A 17,852-nucleotide genomic window follows, 5' to 3' on the forward strand; every position below is an offset into this window, starting at 1 on the left:
TTCACTTCCCAAAATTAATTTTCAACCACTTATTTAACTTATTAAATTCTTTTTCGGCAATAACTTTTAATTTTTCACTAATACTTTTAGATAGATCAATATATTTACTATTATTCGATAGATGATCTATAATCATTATTTCTAATTCTTTTGAAAATCCTACTTTTCTAACATCAATGAACTGTTCAGATTCAATACTTTTATATAAATTCTTTATCTGTATATAATTTACTAATCCAATCACATTTTTCTTTAATGCATAGCCAACTACATTAGAATGAAATCTCATACCGATAATCAAATCAGATTGATTATATAATGAGAATATATAATTATGCCCTTTTTCACCAAGTAAATATGGTGCAACTTTAATGCAATTTCTTCTCACTTTATCATTCAAATTATCTAGCACATCATAGATTGCCTTTAAATCTCTAAAAATATGTGGTACAAAGATAATATTTAAATTGTAATTGTACTTTATACTTAGACTTTCAATCATTTCTGCCATATTATTTATAAATGTCTCATATGAAATCTCACCTAAATTTTTCGAAAATCTTATCTCGGACATATCTCCTGCTATATTGATTAAAATATTAATTTTATCTTTTTCAATTTCATAGTGCTCAAGGTTTTCTACCTGAGTGAAAAAACCTCCATCAGGTATTTCCGATATTTTTTCTTCATATCTTGTATCATATAAGGACTTAATGTTAGTTATCGCACCATCATTTCTTACACTTACAAAATAAAGACTTTCTGAAGTTAAATAGTCTAAAAATCCTTCGAATTTTTCAATATTACCTTTTTCAACGCCTTGACCTAAATCACAACCTAAAGCATAAAATAGGATTGGAGTTTTTATTTGTTTTATGTAATTCAATCCTAAATCAATAGAAGTTCCTGTTTCCGAATCATTTACCCATAGTTCAAAGTAATTACCCCCTCCAATCACAACTAAATCAAATTCATTAGCTTCTTTAACAAACTCTTCCGAATTAAATATCCATTCCCTCCAATAAAAACCCCTTATTTCTTTTTCTGTTATTACAAAATCAAAATCAAGAAAATTATCTCTTAAGTATTTAAATCCAATATGATTTGCATTGTCGCCTATATTTCCAATGAAACTTGCTATGTGTAAAACTTTTAGCTTTTTTTTCATTTTTATTTAACTCCCATTAAATAGTAATCAACTCAAACTTGTCGCCTAACAATTAATTAAAAGTTGAGTCTGTATTGAATATCAGTTTTTATAAATTACCTAAACCATACAAAACCTTATTCATCAGTATAGTATATTAGTACTTAATCAAAAGAGGGTCTTCAAATCCTGTATGTGACAACACAAAGATAACAGCACCAACTCTTCTCAATAGTCTAATTTCAATTATTTATTTAATAGTGGTTTCCCTTTTAGAAGTGATAGTGGTTCTTTTAAGCCCACAAATTATTTCTCCATAATAAACTACCATTTATAATTAATAGTATTAAATACTTTTTGTCTCGGAATATCCCAAATTTCCTCTCCTTTAATTACTTCCAAGAAATTCTCCTTACTTTTCCCATCCCCGAAGTAATTAGTCCTATTACCATTTCCTTCTTTCCCAACCTTCTCAATAGCCATCAAGATTTCCTCTGTATTTTCTTTACAATTAATAATAGTTTCATATACAAATCTATTTTCTTGACGCGTTCCGAGGTTAATACTCGGTAATCCAATTACTGGAGCTTCGTGAATGCCAGTACTAGAGTTACCTATAATATATTTGGCATTCTTTAAAAACTCTATGAAAAATTCAAATCTGATAGATGGAAAACATTTCACATGATCATAAGCTTCAAATACTTTATACTCTTCAAGTATTACTCCATACCCGTGGTCATTATTAGGATGAATAACAATATAATTATCATTACTTTTACAAATAGCACTCACCACTTGGTTAATATTATTTCGTAAATTTTCAATTTCTGTTGTCACTGGATGATACATAAATATTGCATATTCATCAAAATTTATTTGGTATCGATTTTTTATTAATTTAAAATCTATTGTTGGTTCTTTTGTAATTATGTCTATATCAGGTGAGCCAATTACGTAAATAGAGTTTTCATTCTCTCCAAGTTGTAACAAACGGTTTTTTGCTTCATCATTAGAGACAAAATGAACATGGGCCAATTTAGAAATAGAATGGCGTATTGATTCATCAATTGTACCTGAAATCTCACCACCCTCTATATGCGCTACTAAGACATTATTAATAGCGCCTACAATAGCTCCCGCTAAAGCTTCAACTCTATCACCATGTAAAATAATCATATCAGGCTCAAGTTCCCTAATAAAACGACTAAATCCATTAATAGTATTTGCTAAAACTAAATCCATAGGTTCTTCAATTATCTGATTCATATAGACGTGTATGTTTTTAAAACCGTCCTTTAAAATCTCTGTCTTCGTATCACCAAACGCTTGCAGTGTATGCATTCCTGTAACGAATATATGACATTCATAATTTTCTTGCTCTTCAATAGCACACATTAAAGGTTTCATTTTCCCATAATCTGCTCTAGTTCCTGTTAAAAATAAAACTTTTCTTTTATGCATCGATATCATCCCAATTGAAGTATTCATCTTCGTTAATTTTTATAAATTCGGTTGATTAATCATTACCATAATACATGTTATTTTTTTATCATACGGGCTTTTATTTGTAGAAGAATTTCTTCTTCTCCCCCTCATAGACGTAAATGTTTTCATTACATAATTCAATAATCATTCGAATTCTCCACTAACATACTCTCTAAACTTTCTTAAATCGTAGGCATTATCAATATCGATAATTAAATCTTTATTTAGATAAGCGCACAAATTATCATTTAGACTTGTCTTACTGGTAAAATTCTCATCTATTTTATTAATATATATACTACCATCTACAATATATATAGGTTTAAAATCCTGTCTTCGCACGGTGCTGTTTTCATTTAATATCGGTTGTAACGTTCCATTCTTATCTATAGTCCTCATTAAAATAGGATGTTGTTTCACCATTGAAACACTTACTAAACTTTGTTGATTTTTATCTATAATCTGTTCAATAGCTTTATCAATATGTATTGTTTTTCGTAATGGCTGTGTGGGCTGTAAAAGGACAACATAATCATAATTTTCCGGAAGATTCTTGATTACATGGATAAGGGTATCAATTGTTCTAGATTCATCTGTTGCTAGTTCTTCTGGACGTAAAAATGGCACATCCGCTCCACTTCCCCTACTTATCTCAGCAATTCTCTCGCTGTCTGTTGAAACAATTATTCTATCTAAATACATAGATTTCAGAGCTGCTTCTATTGTGTATGAGATTAAAGGTTTGTCAGCAACCTCAATAATATTTTTATTAGGAATACCTTTACTACCTCCGCGAGCAGGGATTACAGCTATAAAACGTTTACCTTTATACATTATTTATTACACCTCATTTAGAAAAAGATATTATGATTTGAATCTATAAATTTCGCCATATCGCCAAAATATTCAATTTTTACTTTACTGTTACCAAACAGTTAAAAATCAAATATCGGTATTTTATTTAAAAAATATCGAAAAACATTTCTTCAATACTAAAAGTTTAAATATTTATGAAAGCTCTTATATTTACCCATGTTAATATCGATTATTAATCAACCATGCTCCAATCAATATGTGTATCTGCCTTTATAGAGGTAGTTGCTACTTTACCTAATACATTATTATAGTCAATTGCTTTTATATCACCAGTACCTGGTCGTTTCACCCAAATATTTTCTTTTGTAAAGAACTCTCCTTTTTCTATATCTTTTATTGCTACAACTGTTGCAAAAGCAAAAGCAATTGTCACTTGTTCTTCATCCGCAGCTTCTTTAGTTCCACCACGCATTTTCGAAATCTCTTTGCTTCCTTGAATAAGTTCGCTTAATTCCATCGGTGTCATTGAACAGATAATATCAGGACCCAGACGTTCTTTACTATCTGTAAAATGACGTTCTAAAATACTTGCACCTAAAGCAGTTGCTGCTAGACATGCATTATTATTTAGTGTATGATCTGATAGCCCCATAACTGCATGTGGAAAGTTTTTTTGAAGTTGTTGCATACCTCCAAGTCGAACTAAATTAGGTGGCGTTGGATATACATTTGTACAATGTAATAGAGCATATGGTACATTGTACGATTCTAAAATCTCTACTGTTTTTCTCACACTTTCAATATCATTCATACCAGTGGATACAATCATTGGTTTTCCGAAAGATGCAATATGTTCTATTAAAGGGTAGTTATTGCACTCCCCAGAGCCAATTTTATATGCAGGCACATCCATTCTCTCCAAACGATCTGCAGCAGCACGCGAGAATGGTGTACTAATAAAAATCATACCTTTAGATTCCACATAATCCTTTAGCTCTTTTTCATCTGCCTCATTCAGTGCACAGCGAGCCATTACATCATAAATTGATACATCTGTATTACCTGGAATGACTTTTCTCGCTTCTTCACTCATTTCATCTTCAACAATATGTGTTTGATGCTTGATTATTTCTGCACCTGCCTCCCATGCAGCATCGACCATTTCTTTTGCCACTTTAAGTGAACCTTCATGATTAATACCAATCTCTACAATCACCACAGGAGGAAAATCCATACCAATTTTCCGTCCCTCTATTTCTAAAAATGATTTTCCAATCATTCGAATGTCTCCTTTCAATAAATACCTATCTAAATAAATTTTTTTTAGTTTTCTCTACACAACATCGAGGTTTTTACAATTTCAAAAAAATCATTTCTGTCAATAACAGAGGTAAAATTAATTTTCGCTCCTGATTCTGCGGTATTATATACATCTACTTTTACACTTTTCATTTTTACGTTATACCAATGTAAAAACGCATATAAATTGGAAGTTGTGTTAATTATACGCCCATTATTAGCTAAGACTTCTCTCACTCTATTTGAATTATTAAGCTCTCTGGAAACCGATAAAGTTGCATGAGATTGATTTCCTACGAAGCCTAAATCTTGGCCAAATAATATAATAGTTTGATAGCCTAGCAATTCCAGAAGGCTAAATGTGGAAGTGCCCACAGAGCCACCTGTTTCTATTATCGGACATAGTTTTTCCTTTGCCACTTTTTCAGCTAAACGATAACCTTGTTGAAACAAAATGTAACGCTTTCCCGAATGAGATTTAACTGCTCTATGATTAGCTGTAGATAAATAATAAAGTGGACCGTTATACTTAACGTTAAATAGTTGTTTTGCAATAGAATCATTGGCATCTGAAATTACAGTAGCTGTAGGTACAATATTATGTTCAACTAATTTCTTTAAAACCGCACCTACAACATATATATCAACATATTCTTGTTGATCCTTCAACCAATGTATCGTTTCATCAAGAGATGGTCCGGCGGCAACTAAACAAGCTACCTTTCTTGTTGGTGCTGGATAGCGGCCGTCATCATCTAATTTCATATTTTCTTTAAAGTTAATAGCCATCAATTCTGAATTTTTTTTATATGTCATTTGATTATTCTTAATAATATCTAGGATATTAAATAGTGGATGCCCATCACCTATCGCACGCAACCACACATTAGGAAGTAACACTTGGATATCAGCATGTATTGGAAAATCATTCAAAATATTTGTAATTTGAATGTGTTCCTGTTGCCACCAGGTTACATTTTTGTTTTTTGAATAAAATATCTCTAATTCCTTCTTATCAAAATAGTAAACAGTTATTCTTTTTCCTTTTACAGTTTCAGCAAGTGCCTTTAGATGATAACCTAATCCAAGTCCAATCAATAAAAACTCATTACTTTTCATATCACACTCACTGGTAATCCAACGTTTGGCATCCTCTATCGGTCGATAATTACTATAAATAGATACTCCGTTTAGTTGTAAAGTAGGTTCACCATTTTTAGCACTTGTTAAAGACCAATTCATCATTATTCTAAACCAACAATTGGTTGTACTTCTTCAAAGAAAGGAGCAACTTCATATTCAAACATATCCGCAACTAACACATAGTCTTGTATTTCTAATCCAGCATTTACTTCATATAAAAACTCATGTATTTTTTCAATCTCAAACATTACATTTACATCATTTTGACCTAGCAATTCGGCAGCTTGCACTAGCCAGCCCATACCTTCTGAAAAATCTAGTATCATTTGTAAGGCTTTTTCGACCTTATCCTCCCGTAAATAATTAGCAATTTGAATAGTGCCAATTGGTACCATTGTTAGATAATCATTATAGCTTTTTATTACTTCTACTACTTCTTTTGACATGTTCATTCCTCACTTTTATGTTTTTTTATAGCTTCTTTACTGTATTTTCTTGTTTTCTTAATCGCTATAATTAGTTCATTATAAAGATCTTTGGTTTGATTGTATGTTCGATTATATGTTTCTTCAGTTGTTTCATTTTCTTTTGGCAAATAGCCATGCATAACTCTCATTGTAATCGGCGAAACTATTGACTCAATTGGCAATTGTTCAAACAATTCTTTAGATTTCTTTTCAGTTTGATCTAATTTTTTTAAAACCCTAGTCTCAAAGTGTGTCTTAGACCGATTTGATTCCAGTACTCCTAAAGCATTTGTCAAAATATCAACAAGTTTATCATATAGATTTAATTGTTTTTGCAACACTTGTTTTACGTTAAAGCTTATTTTTTTTTCTGGATCATGCTCTTGAATCTTTACTTTTTCATCAGAAACATAGTTTTCGCAAAATTCCGCAAAAGAAATCTGATTAAAACCATGTATTTTTACGCCACCTTCTGTACAATTAAAAAACGGCACTTTAGGAGGAGCGATTCTAATCATATTTTCAAAATCAAGTTTCATAGAATGGAATGGTGCAGTAGTCCAAATTGAATTTCCATAATAGCCCTCTACTTGGAATGCTTGGTGCTTTTTTAAAAACTTTTCATCCACATACTCAGCTTGATTATTATTAGTGGCATGTGTTGCATTATTTTTTGTAAATGCTAAATCTTGACCAATAAAAGCAATAGGTCCTGTTGAAATATATTGTGCAATAGAGAATGTATGATTTGCGACGGATGCTCCACCTATTATAATTGGTAACTCTATTTTTAATTCCTCATGAATATATCTAGCAAAAGTATCCCATCCAACTGTATTTACCACGTAACCTGGCTTCTTAAATGAATTTCTTACTTTAGGCTGATTAAATAAAGTATAAATCAAAACAGTATCGTTTAATAATAAATCTTTAAAATGCTTATAGTTAGTTTCGGCACCCTCTACAGAAACAACATAGTCTGGATAAATGTCTTCAGCTAACAAAGAACGAATTGTTGAACCAGCAGCCATAACAATAACTGAATTCCTGATTCTCTTTAATAATGGTAACTGTTTACTTAACGAAGGACCCCCTGAAGCAATTATTATTGGACAACAATACTTCTCATGTAATAATGAAAGATTAAAATCCTTCGTAAAGTTAAATAAATTATCCGTAAAATTATTTTGCCATTGCTCTGCATACTGTATTAATGTAAAATCATTTGTCCGATTATTAATTTGAACATCCTTTACCTTTGATAGAATTGTCTTATACATATTTGGAAATAGTTTGTCGTAATTCGATAAACAAAATACTTGAAAGGTTGTTCGTATTCCTTGTGTAAAATTTCTCAAATGAATGTCAAAATCATCAATAACAGTACTATTAAAGATAACTAATTTTTCATGGGTTTCTTTCACTTCCACACTTCCATTATCTAGTAGCGGGTCGATTACAATCAACTTTTCATCAAACTGAAACCTTTCCAATAGAGCATCTACTAAATAGCCACACCCATAACCAAATACGATATGTGCATGGTGAGGAACGTAGTATTTTTCTGCTAACTTTTTCGCCTCTTCATCAGGATTATATTTACTATGTACAAAATAGCCATTTATCCTTATTATTTCTTTTCCTAACTTTGTTTGTATTTTTTCAATATGCAATTCATTATTCATTCATATCACCCATTATATTATCGGTAATTTTTAATAATTATGTATGACATTAAAGAAAAAACCTTTAGCCAAGATAGGCTAAAGGTTTAAAACGTATATTCAAATTATCGTAATAATTGAAGAACGCCTTGAGGTTGTTGGTTAGCTTGAGCAAGCATTGATTGTGCAGCTTGCATTAAGATGTTATTTTTTGTGAAGCCCATCATCTCTTTAGCCATGTCAGTATCACGAATACGAGATTCAGCAGCTGATAAGTTTTCTGAAGTAGCACCTAAGTTATTAATTGTGTGCTCTAGACGGTTTTGAACCGCACCAAGAGATGCACGAGTTTCAGATACACGTTTTAAAGCACTCTCAATAATAGAAATTGAGTTATCTGCAGCTGTTTGTGTTGTAATATTAACACCTTTACCAATAGTTCCTGCAGTACCAATCTGTGCTGCAGAACCAGCAGTTACCGAGTTAACACCTAGTGCAGTAGCACTCATGTCCATAATAGAAAGGTTGATTGATTGACCTGAGTTTGCACCAATATGGAACACTTTACCGCCATCTGCAGTTGCTGAAGTAGGAGAAGTAATTGCTGCACCAAATGAACCATTTAATAATTTTTGAGTATTGAACTCAGTGTCTGTAGAAATACGAGTGATTTCTTCTGCTAAAGAGTTAATTTCTAATTGTAAAGCTTCACGGTCAGAAGTTACGTTAGTATCGTTTGCAGATTGTACTGCTAATTCACGCATACGTTGTAGGATTGCGTGAGTTTCGTTAAGAGCACCCTCAGCAGTTTGGATTAAAGATACTGAGTCTTGAGCGTTTTTAGTAGCCATGTCAAGACCACGGATTTGACCACGCATTTTTTCAGAAATTGCTAAACCAGCAGCGTCATCGCCAGCACGGTTGATTTTGTAACCTGAAGATAATTTCTCTAAGTTTTTAGAAGCTTCAGTGTTGTTGAAAGATAGGTTACGGTGTGTGTTTAAAGCTGAAATGTTGTGTTGAATTCTCATTTGGAATTCCTCCTTGAATGTTTGTTTTTGTCATTCCACATCCGTGTGGAATATCGGATTAGGTAGTATGTATGTACTTCCTGCCCCTTACAATCTATATATCGTAATTAGTTGGAAATGTTTAATAGTTTTTTAAAATTTTTTTATTTTTTTATGTAATAGAATTACTAGTTTAAAATTATAGCTAAAGAACATATTCTTTATTTTTTCTTTAGCTGCTCTAAGAAGCTTGATGATGCTGATAAAGCTTCCTTATTCTGCTCTTGGATCGCTTCAAAAACTTCAGAGCGATGGACTTTCACCGTCTTCGGTGCGACAATGCCGATTTTTATTTGCTCGCCATCCACTGCTAATATTTTAATTTCTATTTGGTCACCTATCATAATAGATTCATCTTTTTTACGTGAAAGCACTAGCATTATTTCGCACTTCCTTCCAATGTTTGCATTGGGTAGCGTAGTGGATATGACTTATTATCTTGGAGGACAATTTGTTTACCAAGTTTTTTATCCATGTTAATAATTAAAGGTGCTAGCAAATTAATGGTAGAATCCTGCAATGTTTCCTTCATTGTCACAATAGTGTATGTAAGAACATCCTCTTCTTTTTCAATTTGTAGCTGCTCACGATCCTCGTCACTAATGTCAAAACTATAATCTTTGTTGAAAGCAAATGGGTAGGCAACTACAAAGCCTACATCCACTTGCTCAACTGATTGAAGTAATACTAATGGGAGGTTTGCATCTATAGGTAGTAATACGAATTTTTTGTAATCTTCTAAACCTAGTAAGCCTTGCTCAAATGTTAGGATATCTTGTTCTGCAATTTCGATTTCACCTAAAAATTTAGTAGCTATTTTCATTTTTTCACGCGCTCCTTTAAATATTGACGTCGATGTTAACTTCTGGCCATTGTACTATTGTACCAGTTACTTTCCCAGGTGTGTATTCATGTATTGGTTTGTTCACCTTTGCGTCAATTATTGGTTCTCTTCGCTCAATATTAATATCTGTTGTTCCTGGAGTATAATTGATTTTTACAGAGCCTACCGATGGGACAAATTTAATATTATAAGGTCCTGCTCGGTGAGGACCGTGATTTTGTTTAGCAATATTTTGTATGGTTGAGCGCCCTTGTCCTTTACCAGCATTCTCCATCATTTGACGTCCTTCGCTTGCTCTACGTCCTATCCCTTTTAGCGCCTCTTGTTTACCCTTTTCAGCATAGTTTGCACTTGATTCTAGAGGGCCAATTAACCCTAAATCACGTCTTGCCTGAGAAGAGTCAATTGTTAAAACACCTCTAGTTGTATGAATTTCCAATATAGCAGCCGGTTGTTCAATAGACTGTGTAGCTCTTGGCTGTTCAATATGCTGTATAGGCTTGTTAATCTCAAGTTCCATTTTTATATCAGTCGTCTGAATTTGAATTTGTGGAAGTTTCATCTAAACCTCTCCTTTCAAGAAAAGCGTCTGAACATATTGTCCAAACGCTTTTTATTCAATATAAAGTTTGCCCCTGCCGCCTCGCTTTCGGAGCAGAACCTTAGTAGATTTTATCGGATAAAATCTACTAAGGTTTGTTGAATAATTTTAGCACCAACTGAAAGTGCTGCTTGATGAATAGATTCATTTGTAACCATCTCTGTAATGGTCTGTGCATAATCAACAGACTCATTATCACTCAGTTGCTTTGTCACATTGACCTCACGAATACCGAGACGGTTCTCCATCATCTCTACACGATTTTGACGGGCACCAATATCAGCCTGCGCTTCTAGAACTTTGTTATGCATTGCAGTAATATTATCATTCGTACTTGATGAAGAAACACCACCTAGCTTATCTCCAATTTCAGGACCCGTTACATTTGGATCACCAAGTAAATCAGAAATTTCTATCATCATATCATCAATATTTTTAAATAGATCTTTACCAGGTGCGTTAACTGGAATTTGTATTCCATCATAAATTTCTATGTTGACACCTTCTGTATTGACGTTTGGATTAAGATTTCCCCCAGCAAATAAAGGCTCATTTGTTTTAGTACCACTGAATATGTAGCTACCACTAATATTCGTATTACCTACATCCTGAAGATGCTGGCGAATTTGGTCGATCTCGTTTTTAATTTTTTCACGTTCCTCAGGTGTGTTCGTATCATTGGCAGCTTGAATGACAAGTTCCCGGACACGTTTCATTTGTTCGCCTACTTGGTTAAGAGATTCATCTGTAGAATCTAACCAGCTATTTGCCGTTGAAATATTTCGTGTGTATTGTTCAACCTTTGCTAAGTCACGGCGATAGCCCATACCTTTTACTGCGATGACAGGGTCGTCTGATGGTCGATTAATTTTTGAACCAGAGGCAAGTTGATCCTGAAGCTTAGACATTTTGCCATAGCTATTATTTAAATTACGTAGCATGTTACTTGATAGCATTGATTGTGTTACGCGCATTTTGTAAAAACCCTCCTTCGTATAAGGCGGAGAATTATTTCTCCATTAATTTCTTCTATTATTCATCAATTTTCTTATAGTCCAACGCGACCCATACCATTAATGATTTTGTCTAATGTTTCATCAACTACAGTAATCATGCGGGCATTTGCATTATACGCTTGTTGGAAAGTAATCATATTTGTCATCTCTTCATCTAAAGAAACGGAGCTTACAGCGTCACGGCTATTTGATACCGTTAGTCGTTGCGATTCAGAAGTTGCAGCTAGGCGTAGAGCTTCTTCTCCGTCTACACCAACTTTCCCAATGATTCCTTGATAGAATGATTGCATCGTAGCATTTCCGATAGATGCATACAATTTATATTGCATATTTGCAAGCTCATAAGCATGCTTACCATCGCCCTCTTGGGAAGCTCCAGAAGATGCGGCTAAGAGGTTGTGGTTTTCAGAAATAGCTGCATTAACTTTAATACCACCTGCACCAGTACCTACGAAGAACACTCCTCCATTAGTAGAAGGGTTAATAATATTTCCATTTGAATCTTTTTCTTCTAATGTATAGCCATTTGCATGTAGGGCGTTAAATTCTTGAATAAAGGCATTCGCTAACTGGTCTAATTTTTCTAATGTTTCAGGATAATAACCCTTAATATCACCACTCGCACTTTGATAGCCGAATGAATTGATTAGGGAAAGTAGTTTTCCTTTTGAAGCTTCAAAGTCTTTTTGGCTGATAGCTGTTTGTGTGCTAGTTACAGTACCCGCTTCATGCGCATCTAAAGATTCAAGCCCTGTTAACTGCATTTCAGAGAAAACATTTGTAATGTCATCTCCTGTCACCTTACTACCATTTGTTCCAATTGCTGCGAATTGAGAGAAATCTTTTCCATTCACTAAATCCCTTACAATACCGTCGGCGCCTTTAAATGTAATTTTCAAACTGCCTTCAGCCACTTCTGAGGCAAGACCACCCGTAGGAATACGCTCAATTGACACTGGGATATATTCATTTAATTTATCGACTAATACATCACGTACATCGTATAAATCGTTCGGTACATGTCCGCTTGGTTCAACTTCTTGAATTTGTTTATTAACTGCTGCAATTTGCTTTAAGATTGTATTAATTTGCGTAGTAGAGACATCAATTTCTTTACCGAGATTTCCTTGAATCATTTTTAATTGAGTATCAAGATAATTAAAGGACTCTGCTAAGTGCTCTGCACGACCAATAGCAACCCTACGCGCCGCCGCATCTGCTGGCTTTGTCGCCACATCTTCAAGCCCTTTCCAGAACTGTTCGAACGCTTTATCTAAACCGAATTCAGATGGCTCGTTCATAACATCTTCCATTTGAGAGATGGCTTTTGTTCTTGATTCCCAATAGCCAAATTTATTTGTTTCTTGGCGATATTGGCGATCGATAAATTCGTCACGAATACGTTGAATAGATCCTGCTGTAACACCTGTTCCAAGATGTCCTGGATAGATAGGCTGATTTAAGCCTGCAGTTGGAAAGCCAGGAGTCGCTTCCATGTTTACTCGTTGACGAGAGAAACCTAATGTATTTGCATTGGAAATATTATGTCCAGTAGTATATAAAGCTGTTTGTTGTGTAAATAAACCACGTCTACTTGCTTCTAAGCCCATAAATGTTGAGCGCATCTTTTATTCCTCCCTTAGTACGTTTACTTGAACTTGAAAACTATGCTTGTGAATCAAAATATGATTTTTTTGCCATTGTATTTGTGCCGCGAACCTCATTGCCTGAATAGTTTATTTGCTCAGGGCGAGGTCGTAGGGCGTCCAATGAAAAGTTGACAATTTGTAGTGATTGGAACACTAGTTTTTGATTGAGATCATTTTGTTGTCGTAAGTCATTGATGATTTGAAGTAAACGATCGCGAACTGCTGATAGTGTGTCTTTTTCAGTCTGTTGGTCAGCAGCCTCGATGACATCAGCGACAGTCATATTGTCAGCTGAAGCAAATCCTTTTGCTCCAAGGTAGTCCGTTACCTGTTTCTGACGCTGTTGCTCAAGCTTATCGATGGCTGCTACATGTGCCTGCTCATCCTTGAGCATTTGGTCCAGTGCTTCGATATCGCCAGCTTTAATGATTTCAGTTTTTTTAAATGCTAGTTCCAGTAAGCTTTTATGCATTCTTTCTAGCTTGGTTAATGTAGAACAGATCGCTTCTACAGACATATTGCAAAAACACCCTTTCTGTTATTCCCTAGAAACGATAATATTTCAGCATATCTTCTGCAACCTTGCGAGCGTCGACCTTGTATTCACCAGAAGCAATCTCTTGCTTTAATTGCTGTACGCGTTCTGCACGCTCTGTGCCGTATGTTGAAACTCCTTGCATCTCCTGTGCAGCCTTTGAAATTTCAATTTTATCTGCGAAGGATGCCTTGGTTGCGTCTGATTTTACATTGCGCACTTGATTTTTATAGGCGTTCACAGCATTAATGCCATAAGATGTAATTTTCATTTTGTACCCCCCTATCTAAAAGCTTATCTTACTATTATTTCGGATTGTCTCACACAATGTTAAGTTTTCAAATATAAAAAAGTGTGCTAATTTTGTTTAAAATTAACACACTTTAGGTCAACGTGATGTTGGTCACTCAGTCGTTGCCACAGGACGTAGCGCTCTTAGACTGAGAAGTTATCGTTTTCGTTCAGCGTGATACGTTACTTTATCGCGTTGTGCTACGCCTTCACGAAATTCCTTGGCTGCTTCAAAAGTACGTAAATCTGACTTCAATTCATTCTGACATTTTGCGCACAGCTTGCCTGTTGTTGTTAGATGACCACAGTTATCACATGGATACCCAAGGTTCGGGAACATCGCTGGCTGCAAACGGCCCTTGCGCACCCATCTATATAATAGCTCCTCTTCAGCTCCCGTTGCTTCCACAATGCGTTCTACTGTCGCAGCACGGTTCTCACGTTTACGTAGAAAACGATAGACGATTTGATATAACTCTTCTTCAGATTGAGCACATTTATGACATACTTCTCTTACCCCTATATAATTGAAAAACTCGTTACATTTTGGACAATTGCGAACCTCTGCCATCCACTTTTCCTCCTTCTGGGATAATTAACAACTATATACGAATCCTATACTCGTAATCTATTATACATCATGCATTAGCATTTTCATCCATTAATTAGTGTGAAGCTCTGGACATTTATAGCACCCGCATTTAATAAAACCTCGGTGGCGTGCCGTAAAGTTGTTCCTGTAGTTTGTATATCGTCAAAAAGAAGATATTCTTTATGCTCAACATGAGCTCCTGCGATCAGACGAAAAAGTGGAGCTGTTTGTAGTCGCTCCTCTCTATTTTTGGAGCTTTGCGTCTCTATAGTAGTCTTTTCTAGAAGTTGTACATATGGAATATTTGCAGCCTTTAGTAGCTCCTCCATATGCGAGAAGGTACGCTCTTTTTGCTTGAGGGGGTGCATAGGGATTGGGATGATTCTCGCTTTTTCATTTTTGAATCGAGCATACAGCTCCTGTCGAAATACTTTCGCGAGTGCGACATCCTGAAGAAATTTATATTGATGTAAATAATCTTTCATAGCATCGTTATATTGATAAAGTGCTGTAGATAAAGATGAACGTTCAAATCGAGCTGAGCATTTGTCACAAATAGTTGATTGAAACTGTTTGGTTAAAAGCATTTTCCACGAAATTGCCGATTGCACAGGCTGTGAGCATAATAAGCAATGTATTTCGATTTTATTCATTACTGAAACCTTCCTTATTGTAATAAAGGATTTTTGTACGAGCATCATCCATTTCAGCTGTCATGCCATGATGAAAAAATACGACTTCTCCATCTGCAAAATCAACATTTCGCCCGACTCGTCCAGCGATTTGTATAAGTGCACTAGAAGTAAAAATTGCCGACTCTGCCCCAATAACAGCGACCTGTAGATTTTTAATCGTGATACCTCTTTCTAAAATGGTTGTTGTCAGTAAACCTGGTATATCCTCATTGCGTAGTTTTAGCACTTTTTCCTTACGATCAGGATCTTCAGCATGCACAGCCAAAATGCTTGAATTTAATGACTGAAAAAGAGGCGTTGCTATTTGCATTAACTCTATTTTCGGGAAAAATAATAGAAACAGCTTTTTTTGTGCAAGGCACTTTTCTGTCCATTTCTTTAACTTCTGTGGGATTTTCCCACGCTTAAAGCTCTTTTCGTAGCCCCATAAAGCGCAAAATCGAGGGACTGGTAACGGATGATTATGATAACGCTTCGGGATAAATGAATAGCTTTCTTGTTGATACTGAGTAAGTAATTGTTGCGAGGGTGTTGCTGTAACAAACAAGATAGGCGCGCTTCCTGTTTTTGCTTTTTGCACAGCTCTTTGTAAGGTTTCATCAAATGTATAGGGAAAAGCATCAGCCTCATCCACAATCATGACATCGAAGGCTTGTTCAAATCGATATAGTTGATGAGTAGTCGCCAATACAAGCTGTGGATAGCCCTCCTGTCTTGATGCTCCACCATATAATGCATGGATAAATGTCTTTGGAAAAACCTTTTGGAAGCGTGGAAATAATTCTAATACTACATCTGTCCGCGGCGTAGCAATACATATACGTAATCGCTGCTCCAAGGCGTAATGAACGGTTGGAAAAAGCAACTCCGTTTTCCCCGCCCCACATACGGCCGCCAATAGATGAGATCGCTTTACCTTAACACTAGTTAGCATTTCGTCAGCTGCTAGCTGTTGAAGCTCCGTAAATTGCCCTGTCCATTTCAGTGGATGCTTTCTTGTTCGAATTGCAGGAGGGCCAGTCCAGACGATCAATTGTGTGCAACTACTTACCCTGCCCATATTTAGACAATGTCTACAATAGATACATGGTTGCTGGCATTTTGAACAATCAAATTTAGTGAATTGCTGAGGGTCATTATTATGACAACGATTGCATTTTAAATGTGGCACTTTTTGAATCCCTTCTATTATAAGAAAATAGTTGTGTTCAATAGCCTTCTCTATATCATTTTTGGAAAAAGGTGAATGCTCCTTTAACCAAATGCGTCCTTCATGAAAATCTCGCAATGCAGGTGGCAACAACCAACCTTTATATTTCATTGCTTTGCTCCCTTCTTTGAATGTTTGATTTTGTTTATCGGCGATGATTTAAATAAAAAAACAGCCCCTACAATTTTTCTGTAGAGACTGTTTCACCTAAGTCTATTTTTTTGTCCAACCAAGTCCTATTGAGCCTTCACCTAAGTGCGTGCCAATAACAGGACCGAAATAACTTAATGTAAAGTTAACATTCGGGTAGGTAGCAGCTAGTTGTGCTAGCCATTCTTCCGCTTCAGCCTGGCAATTGCCATGGATTACAACAGCGTCCATTGCTTCATATTTACTAGCATCTTCAGCTAATAGCTCCTCCGCACGCTTTAAAGCCTTTTTACGTGTACGAATTTTTTCAAAAGGTACAATGACCTTGTCGACAAAATGGAGCACAGGTTTTATTTGTAATAAGCCACCAATTAATGCCGCCGCTGAAGATAGACGTCCCCCACGTTGTAAGTGTGCTAAGTCATCTACAATAAAGTAAGCACGAATATACTGCTTCATGTCCGCCAATGTAGCAAGTATTTCTTTTGCTGAAGAACCCTGTGCAGCCATTTCAGCTGCTCGTAATACATAAAAGCCCTGTACCGCGCAGGATATTTCACTATCAAAAGTGTACACATCAATATCTTCTACCATTTCGCCTGCTTGAATTGCACCTTGATAGGTTCCACTAATTCCACTTGATAAATGAATAGAAACTACCTCATCATAGTCTTTTGCAAGCTCTTCAAAGAGATTGGCAAATTCACCGATTGGGGGCTGTGTTGTTTTTGGAAATTCTTTTGCCCCACGCACCTTATCATAAAATTCAGATGCCGTAATATTTACTTCTTCTGCAAATAATTGGCCTGAGATATTTACACTTAACGGAATCATATGAATGTTTAAGCGTGCTCGTTCCTCAGGTGTAATATATGCAGTACTATCTGTTACGATTGCCGTCCTCATCCATGTCCACTCTCCTATTCTTCATAGTTTACAATCAATTGCTCCTCGGCGCAATTGTTGTTGTTGCTGTCGCTCCGCTTTCGCACAGATAAAACATTTGTTGCTGTCGCTTCGCTTTCGCACAGATAAAAACATTTGTTGTTGCTGTCGCTTCGCTTTCGCACAGATAAAAACATTTGTTGCTGTCGCTTCGCTTTCGCACAGATAAAAACATTTGTTGTTGCTGTCGCTTCGCTTTCGCACAGATAAAAACATTTGTTGCTGTACGT

The 17,852-nt window shown here is 35.3% G+C and carries 20 protein-coding genes; all 20 read right to left on the minus strand.

All coding sequences use genetic code 11. The features are described from left to right. Nucleotide 1: 1 nt before the first annotated feature. Nucleotides 2–1,168: a polysaccharide pyruvyl transferase family protein gene (locus ACIQXF_RS10535; protein ID WP_402782583.1), complete on the minus strand. Its 1,167-nt coding sequence runs from the start codon at nt 1,166–1,168 to the stop codon at nt 2–4. A gap of 303 nt (nt 1,169–1,471) precedes the next feature. Continuing rightward, nucleotides 1,472–2,611, minus strand: a complete 1,140-nt coding sequence (gene neuC / locus ACIQXF_RS10540) for a UDP-N-acetylglucosamine 2-epimerase (protein WP_402782585.1) — start codon at nt 2,609–2,611, stop codon at nt 1,472–1,474. 168 nt (nt 2,612–2,779) lie between these two features. Then, the gene (locus tag ACIQXF_RS10545) at nt 2,780–3,469 is read right to left on the minus strand and encodes an acylneuraminate cytidylyltransferase family protein (protein ID WP_402782587.1); all 690 of its coding nucleotides are present in this window, start codon (nt 3,467–3,469) and stop codon (nt 2,780–2,782) included. A gap of 214 nt (nt 3,470–3,683) precedes the next feature. Beyond that, nucleotides 3,684–4,730: an N-acetylneuraminate synthase family protein gene (locus tag ACIQXF_RS10550; protein WP_402782589.1), complete on the minus strand. Its 1,047-nt coding sequence runs from the start codon at nt 4,728–4,730 to the stop codon at nt 3,684–3,686. Nucleotides 4,731–4,774: 44 nt separating this feature from the next. After that, nucleotides 4,775–5,995, minus strand: coding sequence for a motility associated factor glycosyltransferase family protein (locus tag ACIQXF_RS10555; RefSeq protein ID WP_402782591.1), 1,221 nt, complete (start codon nt 5,993–5,995; stop codon nt 4,775–4,777). Beyond that, nucleotides 5,995–6,339 (minus strand): DUF8042 domain-containing protein, encoded by a 345-nt coding sequence (locus ACIQXF_RS10560; protein WP_402782593.1) that lies wholly within the window; start codon nt 6,337–6,339, stop codon nt 5,995–5,997. Before ACIQXF_RS10560 ends, ACIQXF_RS10555 begins: the two co-directional genes overlap by 1 nt. A 2-nt stretch (nt 6,340–6,341) precedes the next feature. Continuing rightward, complete coding sequence (locus ACIQXF_RS10565; RefSeq protein ID WP_402782595.1) at nt 6,342–8,045, minus strand: motility associated factor glycosyltransferase family protein; 1,704 nt, start codon at nt 8,043–8,045, stop codon at nt 6,342–6,344. Nucleotides 8,046–8,149: 104 nt separating this feature from the next. After that, nucleotides 8,150–9,055 (minus strand): flagellin Hag, encoded by a 906-nt coding sequence (gene hag / locus ACIQXF_RS10570; protein ID WP_402782597.1) that lies wholly within the window; start codon nt 9,053–9,055, stop codon nt 8,150–8,152. A 200-nt stretch (nt 9,056–9,255) separates the two neighbouring features. Next, nucleotides 9,256–9,474, minus strand: a complete 219-nt coding sequence (gene csrA, locus ACIQXF_RS10575; RefSeq protein ID WP_402782599.1) for a carbon storage regulator CsrA — start codon at nt 9,472–9,474, stop codon at nt 9,256–9,258. Continuing rightward, on the minus strand, nt 9,474–9,917 hold the full coding sequence (fliW, locus tag ACIQXF_RS10580) for a flagellar assembly protein FliW (protein WP_402782601.1): 444 nt from the start codon (nt 9,915–9,917) through the stop codon (nt 9,474–9,476). Before fliW ends, csrA begins: the two co-directional genes overlap by 1 nt. Nucleotides 9,918–9,933: 16 nt before the next feature. Next, a complete protein-coding gene (locus ACIQXF_RS10585; RefSeq protein WP_402782603.1) occupies nt 9,934–10,500 on the minus strand; it encodes a DUF6470 family protein in 567 nt (188 codons plus the stop codon). A gap of 110 nt (nt 10,501–10,610) precedes the next feature. Further along, on the minus strand, nt 10,611–11,513 hold the full coding sequence (gene flgL / locus ACIQXF_RS10590; protein WP_402782604.1) for a flagellar hook-associated protein FlgL: 903 nt from the start codon (nt 11,511–11,513) through the stop codon (nt 10,611–10,613). A gap of 74 nt (nt 11,514–11,587) precedes the next feature. Then, complete coding sequence (flgK, locus tag ACIQXF_RS10595; RefSeq protein WP_402782606.1) at nt 11,588–13,180, minus strand: flagellar hook-associated protein FlgK; 1,593 nt, start codon at nt 13,178–13,180, stop codon at nt 11,588–11,590. A gap of 40 nt (nt 13,181–13,220) precedes the next feature. After that, nucleotides 13,221–13,721, minus strand: a complete 501-nt coding sequence (locus ACIQXF_RS10600; protein WP_402782608.1) for a flagellar protein FlgN — start codon at nt 13,719–13,721, stop codon at nt 13,221–13,223. A 28-nt stretch (nt 13,722–13,749) separates the two neighbouring features. Next, nucleotides 13,750–14,010, minus strand: coding sequence for a flagellar biosynthesis anti-sigma factor FlgM (gene flgM, locus ACIQXF_RS10605; protein WP_402782610.1), 261 nt, complete (start codon nt 14,008–14,010; stop codon nt 13,750–13,752). A gap of 177 nt (nt 14,011–14,187) precedes the next feature. Then, on the minus strand, nt 14,188–14,601 hold the full coding sequence (locus ACIQXF_RS10610) for a TIGR03826 family flagellar region protein (protein WP_402782612.1): 414 nt from the start codon (nt 14,599–14,601) through the stop codon (nt 14,188–14,190). A gap of 83 nt (nt 14,602–14,684) precedes the next feature. Further along, nucleotides 14,685–15,275, minus strand: a complete 591-nt coding sequence (locus ACIQXF_RS10615; RefSeq protein WP_402782614.1) for a ComF family protein — start codon at nt 15,273–15,275, stop codon at nt 14,685–14,687. Then, complete coding sequence (locus ACIQXF_RS10620) at nt 15,268–16,638, minus strand: ATP-dependent helicase ComFA (protein ID WP_402782616.1); 1,371 nt, start codon at nt 16,636–16,638, stop codon at nt 15,268–15,270. The genes ACIQXF_RS10615 and ACIQXF_RS10620 overlap by 8 nt, the downstream gene beginning before the upstream one ends. A gap of 102 nt (nt 16,639–16,740) precedes the next feature. Next, complete coding sequence (locus ACIQXF_RS10625; protein WP_402782618.1) at nt 16,741–17,583, minus strand: DegV family protein; 843 nt, start codon at nt 17,581–17,583, stop codon at nt 16,741–16,743. Nucleotides 17,584–17,617: 34 nt separating this feature from the next. After that, on the minus strand, nt 17,618–17,852 hold a 235-nt coding region (locus tag ACIQXF_RS10630), incomplete at its 5' end, for a hypothetical protein (RefSeq protein WP_402782620.1).

The sequence above is a fragment of the Lysinibacillus sp. NPDC097231 genome (assembly GCF_044761885.1).
GTDB lineage: Bacteria > Bacillota > Bacilli > Bacillales_A > Planococcaceae > Lysinibacillus.